Source organism: Wenyingzhuangia sp. (genome assembly GCF_039768515.1).
Classification (GTDB): domain Bacteria; phylum Bacteroidota; class Bacteroidia; order Flavobacteriales; family Flavobacteriaceae; genus Wenyingzhuangia.
In genome coordinates, this window is record NZ_JBDNAI010000120.1 from 1 (window position 1) to 6,947 (window position 6,947).

General features: G+C 35.8%; 7 protein-coding genes and 1 tRNA gene. 5 read left to right on the forward strand and 3 right to left on the reverse strand.

The genetic code is table 11. From position 1 onward, the window contains the following. Nucleotides 1–147: 147 nt before the first annotated feature. Nucleotides 148–229: transfer RNA gene (locus tag ABF281_RS07740), tRNA-Leu, on the reverse strand. 89 nt (nt 230–318) lie between these two features. Here ABF281_RS07740 and ABF281_RS07745 point away from each other — a divergent pair. From ABF281_RS07745 to ABF281_RS07755, 3 genes are all read left to right on the forward strand, one after another. Next, nucleotides 319–1,719 (forward strand): dipeptidase, encoded by a 1,401-nt coding sequence (locus ABF281_RS07745; RefSeq protein WP_347181109.1) that lies wholly within the window; start codon nt 319–321, stop codon nt 1,717–1,719. Continuing rightward, nucleotides 1,709–2,179 (forward strand): OsmC family protein, encoded by a 471-nt coding sequence (locus ABF281_RS07750; protein WP_347181110.1) that lies wholly within the window; start codon nt 1,709–1,711, stop codon nt 2,177–2,179. The genes ABF281_RS07745 and ABF281_RS07750 overlap by 11 nt, the downstream gene beginning before the upstream one ends. Before the next feature lie 186 nt (nt 2,180–2,365). Further along, nucleotides 2,366–3,709 (forward strand): aldehyde dehydrogenase family protein, encoded by a 1,344-nt coding sequence (locus tag ABF281_RS07755; protein WP_347181111.1) that lies wholly within the window; start codon nt 2,366–2,368, stop codon nt 3,707–3,709. Between the two features lie 31 nt (nt 3,710–3,740). On the opposite strand, the gene hemW is transcribed toward ABF281_RS07755, so the two are convergent. Both hemW and ruvC read right to left on the reverse strand, forming a co-directional pair. Beyond that, complete coding sequence (gene hemW, locus ABF281_RS07760) at nt 3,741–4,865, reverse strand: radical SAM family heme chaperone HemW (RefSeq protein ID WP_347181112.1); 1,125 nt, start codon at nt 4,863–4,865, stop codon at nt 3,741–3,743. Next, nucleotides 4,865–5,419 carry a crossover junction endodeoxyribonuclease RuvC gene (gene ruvC / locus ABF281_RS07765; protein WP_347181113.1) on the reverse strand — a complete coding sequence of 185 codons (555 nt, stop codon included), beginning with the start codon at nt 5,417–5,419 and terminating at the stop codon, nt 4,865–4,867. Before ruvC ends, hemW begins: the two co-directional genes overlap by 1 nt. A 56-nt stretch (nt 5,420–5,475) precedes the next feature. Between ruvC and ABF281_RS07770 the strand changes: the two genes are divergently transcribed. Beyond that, complete coding sequence (locus ABF281_RS07770) at nt 5,476–6,372, forward strand: hypothetical protein (protein ID WP_347181114.1); 897 nt, start codon at nt 5,476–5,478, stop codon at nt 6,370–6,372. Beyond that, nucleotides 6,372–6,947 (forward strand): glycosyltransferase (locus ABF281_RS07775; protein ID WP_347181115.1); only part of this gene is annotated, 576 nt, incomplete at its 3' end. The genes ABF281_RS07770 and ABF281_RS07775, both read left to right, overlap by 1 nt.

Sequence of the window (6,947 nt, forward strand, 5' to 3'; positions counted from 1 at the left end):
AAATGAAGCCTAAAAAACAACTTTATTTTTTTACTAAAATTATTATAGAAATAAGACTAAAATAATTCAATCGTACAATAATCGTACAAATATAAAAACTAAAAAACCTCAACTAGCTACAAATAAGCTTGTTGAGGTTTTTAATTGTACAGGCGGAGAGACTCGAACTCTCACACCTCGCGGCACTAGATCCTAAATCTAGCGTGTCTACCAATTCCACCACGCCTGCATTAAAATCTTTAACGAGTGCAAATATACACAATACTTACAATTTGCAAAGATAAATATTATATTTTAGTAACACTTTAAAATGAATTGATGAAAAACATACAAACCTATATCGCTAAACACAAAGAACGCTTTTTACAGGAGCTTTTTGAACTGCTCAAAATGCCATCTATCAGCGCTGATTTGGCCTACCAACCTCAACTTTTACAGACGGCAGAAGCTGTAGCAAAGTCACTCTTAAATGCAGGCTGTGAAAACATTCAACTATTGGAGACGAAAGGAAATCCAGTTGTCTATGCAGATAAAATTATAAATCCTGAGCTCCCTACTGTATTGGTTTACGGACATTATGATGTTCAACCCGCTGACCCTCTAGAGTTATGGGATACTCCTCCATTTGAACCAACCCTAAAAAAAACAAAACTTCATCCTGACGGTGCTATTTTTGCGAGAGGTGCCTGTGATGACAAAGGGCAAATGTTTATGCATATCAAGGCCATTGAAATTTTAATCGCCACAGAGCAACTCCCCTGTAATGTGAAATTTATGATTGAGGGGGAAGAAGAAGTAGGTTCTCCTAGTCTTGCTCCGTTCATCGAGGAACATACTGAGTTGTTTGAAAATGATGTGATCTTAATTTCTGACACAGGTATGATTTCCAACCAACAACCTTCTATCACAACCGGGCTTCGTGGCTTGAGCTATGTCGAAGTGGAATTAACAGGTCCCAATAGAGATTTACATTCTGGTTTCTATGGTGGTGCAGTGGCAAACCCTATCAATATTTTAAGTCAAATGATTTCTAAACTTCACGATGAAAACAACCACATCACCATTCCTGGTTTTTATGATCATGCCTATGTGCTGTCCAAAGAAGAAAGGAGAGAGATGAACAAAGCCCCTTTTGTTCAAAAAGACTACAACAAGGCCTTGAATATTGAAGAAGAATGGGGTGAGAAAACATATTCTACCCTAGAAAGAAGTACCGTCAGACCCTCACTAGATGTAAATGGAATATGGGGTGGTTATATCGGAGAGGGTGCAAAAACAGTGTTGCCCTCAAAAGCCTATGCCAAAATCTCTATGAGACTGGTTTCTGGTCAAGATCCTGATGAAATGACTCACTTATTCACTGATTACTTTACAAGCCTAGCGCCAAAATCTGTAACCGTAAAAATCACACCTCACCACGGAGGTAAAGCATACAGAACACCTTTAGAGGCAATAGGTTATCAAGCAGCTTACAAGGCCTATTCTGAAACCTTTGCCAACAAACCCATCCCTCAACCTTCAGGAGGAAGTATCCCTATTGTCTCATTGTTTAATGAAGTTTTTAAAAGCCATACCATCTTGATGGGGTTTGGACTGAATAGTGATGCCATACATGCTCCCAACGAACACTATGGGTTGTTCAACTTCTACAAAGGAATAGAAACCATTCCTTACTTTTATAAACATTTTACTGAAATACATACAAATCATGAAAAATGAACACGCGTATAACATCAAATTGGTATGGAAAGGAATCACAACGATAGACAAAAGAAATCACCTTAAATATACCCGTATTTATGAATTGAGTTTTGATAACAAACCTAATCTAATGGGATCTGCAGACGCGATGTTTCATGGCGACAAAACACTATACAACCCAGAAGAGATGTTACTTAGTGCTCTATCTGCTTGCTACATGATGTCCTTTTTTTATCTCTGTGGGTTAAAAAATATCAAAATCAAAAGCTACACTGACACCCCAACAGGGCTTGTAAAAGTAAATCCTAACGGTAGTGGTCAGTTTGAAAACGTCAGTTTACAACCCAAGATTTCTATTCAGTCGTGTGATGCTAAAAAAGTTGAAGAGGCATTGGCTGAGGCACATGACTATTGTTTTATTGCGCGGTCTTGCAATTTCAAGATAACCCATCATTCAAAAATTACGTATAACGATTAGACCTTTACAAACTTTAATTGACACAAAAAGAAATTGTTTTTGCTTTTCTTCCATAAATAGAAGAAGTTACCCCCTTTGCCTTCAATTATTTTTATCCATTATACGTTAAATATTCTTAGAAAAAAACAACAGCTGTACTGACTTACATTTTGTAAGTTTGTAAATCAAACTTAGTTTATTTTTTAGATGATCGTCACAACCAATCCGTTTACAAAAGAAAAAATCCATCAATATTCTTTTTTGACCAATAGTGAGTTGAATTCAAAATTAGATATGACTCAAAAAAGCTATGAGAATTGGAAAAGAATTTCGTCAGAAAAAAAACAAGAACTTGGCACAAAACTAAAGGAACTCTTACTTTCACAAAAGCAGCGTTTGGCCGTTTTGATGAGTTCAGAGATGGGAAAACCCATAAGCCAATCTTTAATAGAAATTGAAAAAACAAGTAGCCTAATTGACTACTTTACTTCACACACTTCAACATTACTAAAAAATAGCAGGTTAGATGACAACACCTATGTGAGCTACCATGCTACTGGAGCTGTTTTTGGAATTATGCCCTGGAATTTTCCACTTTGGCAGGTTTTTAGGTTCGCTTTTCCTAACTTAATGGCTGGAAATGTTTGTGTTTTGAAACACGCCCCAAATGTAATGGGTTGTGCTTTAGCTATAGAACAGTTATTCTTAGACGCAGGATATCCAAAACATGTATTTACCAATTTGATCATTGATCTTCCTCAGGTTGAGCAAGTCATTGCTCACCGAACCGTGCAAGGGATTTGTGTCACTGGAAGCACCAAAGCCGGAAGTGCAGTCGCTGCTTTGGCAGGAAAATACTTAAAAAAATCTGTACTAGAATTAGGAGGAACAGACGCTTCTATTCTTTTGGAAGATGCTGACTTTGATTATGCACTAACTTCTGCCTTCGAATCTAGGACAGCCAACTCGGGTCAAGTATGTATTGCTGCCAAACGAATTTTCATACCTAAAGATAAACTGCCCTACGCTATTTCATTTTTCAAACAAAAAATAGCAAATTTGAAACAAGGAGATCCATTGGATACAAAAACTCAAATAGGACCCATCTCCAAAGCTGAGTTTTTACCTGTGCTACAAAACCAAGTAGAACAAGTCATCAAAAATGGTGCAGAACTTATGGTTGGTGGTAAAATTAACGAACCTTTTTACGAAACAACATTAATGGTTGTAAACAAAGACAATCCTATGCTCAAAGAAGAGATTTTTGGACCTGTTATTTGCATCATCTCCTACGATAATACCGATGAACTTATAGACTGTGTAAACGATTCTGATTATGGGTTAGGCGCTGCGATCTGGACAGCAAATCTAGAGCGAGCAAAAAACCTGGCAGCTCAAATTGAAACGGGCTATGTTTCTATAAATTTTAAAGTGACCTCAAGTCCTAAATTTCCGTTTGGTGGAATTAAAAAATCCGGCTATGGTAAAGAACTAGGAGAACATGGTCTGAAAACTTTTTTAAATGCTAAAACCAATACATTCAGATCATAATCTAAGTCTTTGTTGTGATACAAAAGAAAGACTAAAGCCAAAACAATGCACTAGCAATACCATCCACTAAAAACTTTCCTTTTTGTGAACAAATAAGCTGATTGTGCTTTAACAACAAAGTCCCGTTATCAAGAAAGGGTTGCACTTGTTGTTCTAAACAAAAACGAGTTTCCTCCCCAAAATCTTGAGCAATTTTTTCTAACGAAACCCCCCATATGGTTCTTAATCCCGTCATGATGTATTCGTTAAAAGCGTCTTTTACAGACAATTCTTCCTGGGTAGAGGGCAATTGACCGCTTGACAAGGATTTGATGTATTTTGCATTGTTTGACACATTCCAACTTCTTACCCCTGCTTTATAGGAATGTGCAGAGGGACCAAAACCCAAGTACCATTTTCCCGACCAATAAGCTGTATTGTGCCTCGAATAAAAATTAGGTCTCCCAAAATTAGAAATTTCATAATGATCAAATCCGTTTTGTGTTAGTTCAGCAACCAAGATCTCAAAATGCTCAGCAGCAAGATGTTCATCAACAGCGGGATAAGTTCCTTTTTGGATAAAACTTTCTAGTGCTGTTCCTTCTTCTACAGTAAGTGCGTAAGAGGAAATATGTGAAACCCCAAAATCTAGGGCTTGTTGAATGTTATTTTTCCATACTTGATTAGATAACCCAGGGATTCCATACATCAAATCAATCGTGATATTATCAAAATACTGAGTCGCTATTTGGAGACAATTCTTGACTTCATCAGCATCATGAGCACGATTCATCATCTTCAGTTCCTGGTCTCCAAAAGACTGAACTCCAACACTCAATCTATTGATTTCTGTTTGCGCTAAATCTTTAATCTTATGCGCTGTCAAATCATCTGGGTTGGCCTCCAGAGTTATTTCTGGATTCTTAACAACACTGTAGTTCTTTTTAATTGTTTGGAGAAGCATAGTAATTTGTTTTGCTTCAAGAATACTTGGGGTACCTCCACCAAAATAAATAGTTTGAACTTTTATATTTTTAAATTCCTCTGCTCTCAGAACAATTTCTTGCTCTAAAGCCTTTAAAAAAGAACTTTTGTGTTTTAATGAAGTAGAAAAATGAAAATCACAGTAATGACAAGCTTTTTTACAAAACGGAATGTGCAAATACAAACCCGCCATTACTTTACTATTTTGCTTTCATTTTGACTAACAAAACTTGCCCAACCACTATAATTCTTACCGCCTACTTTGACTCCACTGTTGAAGTGATGACAAACTGCAGCAGCCAATCCATCAGTAGCATCCAAGTTTTTTGGTAAAGTCTTGAGATCTAACAAGCTTTTAAGCATCATTGCCACTTGCTCTTTACTCGCATTACCATTACCGGTAATGGCCATTTTAATTTTTTTTGGTAAATATTCTGTAACTGGGATTTCCCTGGACAAACCTGCTGCCATGGCAACTCCTTGAGCTCTTCCTAGCTTTAACATAGACTGTACGTTTTTACCAAAAAAAGGAGCCTCTATAGCCAATTCATCAGGGTGATATGTATCGATCAATTCAACCGTACGCTCAAAAATCAATTTTAATTTCACATAGGGATCTTTGTATTTACTCAACAACAATTCATTCATTTGAATAAACTCCATTTTTTTTCCAACGACCTTAATAATACCGAAACCCATAATGGTGGTTCCTGGGTCTATGCCTAATATGATTTTTTCTACAGCCAATAAAGTGGTTTTAACTATTTTAGCAAAGGTAACGAAAATGAATGCTAACACTATACATGCTTAAATCAATTCGTAAATATTTTACAATCTTAAATTACTTTCTAAAATATGTGGTAAGTTGTACCGCCTTGTTTTATATTGGTTACAGGATAACAAACACTTCTTTTGAAAGCAAAGAGTTAATGCTTTTTCTGAACCCTGTCACTTTTCTAACACTACTGTTCTTATCCCTTGGAAACTGGAGTTTTGAAGTGTTAAAATGGAAAATTGTAGTTGAAACATTTGACAAAATCTCGTTTAAAAAAGCGACTTATGAAACACTTGTTGCGTATACCTATGGCATCATTACTCCTTTTAACTCTGGAAACTATCTAAAAAAAATCTTTTTTTACCCTCAAGTAAAAACCAAGGATATTGTATTTGTAAACTTATTTAAGGGTATATACCAAATGATCATTACTCTTCTTTTTGGTTCTTGGGGCGTTTGCGCTTTGATAGATAAATTAGATGCCAAAATATTTAATCAACAAGGGTTCTTGGTCTTAACGAGTTCAATTGGAACTGTAGTTTGTCTTATTTTTAGGAAAAAAATAAAATCCTACATCAAGAGCATTCCCCTAAAAATACATCGCCAATTGTTTATCTACTCTGCGATAAAGTATCTGTTTTTTTCATTTTTCTTGTTGTACTTACTACATCAATCGACTAAAGATTATACAGAATTGTATGCTGGCATCTGTGTGATATACCTCCTAAGTTCATTGTTACCCATCATAAACATTTTAGATTTTGCCATGAAAGGAAGTATCGCTTTGTTTGTCTTGGTTCCCTTGGGGTATTCAGATGGAAATATTTTAATGGTCTATTTTTTACTATGGCTTTACAATCATGCTACCCCAGCTATTCTAGGAAGTATTCTACAATTTTTCAACACTAAAAAAGTAGTTCTATAATGGTTTTCATAGCTGTTTATTTTTTTCTAATTCTAGTCTTTATTTTAGGTTTGATTCGTCTACCCTTAACAAAGATCGATCCAACGCTTCCACAACAAAAATTCAGTATCATAATTCCTTTTAGAAATGAAGAACAAAATATTGAGGCGCTCTTAAAAAGCATACAGAATTTAAGATATCATTCAGAAAATTTTGAAATTCTATTGATTGATGATCATTCAACAGATGGATCCACGAATAAAATAAAAGAATGGCTAGTCAAACTTCCAAATCTAAAAATTTTAAACAACTGCCGAGTCACCAATGCTCCAAAAAAAGATGCCATCCAAGTTGGACTCAAACATGCTTTGTTTGATTTCATCATCACAACTGATGCTGACTGCATTCTTCCAAAAAACTGGCTACACAGCTACAATACCGTACTCAAAAAGGAAAAAAGCTTATTTGTTGCAGGCCCTATCTCTTTGAACGCAGAAGACAATTTTGTTCAACAATATCAAAAATACGACAACCTGAGTTTGATTGGGGCTACAATGGGAAGTTTTGGAATAAAACGGCCTATGATGTGCAATGCT

Excerpts from the sequence above, each read along its gene's own strand:
- ABF281_RS07745 (WP_347181109.1), top strand. The coding sequence starts at position 319 with ATGAAAAACATACAAACCTATATCGCTAAACACAAAGAACGCTTTTTA.
- ABF281_RS07750 (WP_347181110.1), top strand. The coding sequence starts at position 1,709 with ATGAAAAATGAACACGCGTATAACATCAAATTGGTATGGAAAGGAATC.
- ABF281_RS07755 (WP_347181111.1), top strand. The coding sequence starts at position 2,366 with ATGATCGTCACAACCAATCCGTTTACAAAAGAAAAAATCCATCAATAT.
- hemW (WP_347181112.1), bottom strand. The coding sequence starts at position 4,865 with ATGGCGGGTTTGTATTTGCACATTCCGTTTTGTAAAAAAGCTTGTCAT.
- ABF281_RS07770 (WP_347181114.1), top strand. The coding sequence starts at position 5,476 with ATGCTTAAATCAATTCGTAAATATTTTACAATCTTAAATTACTTTCTA.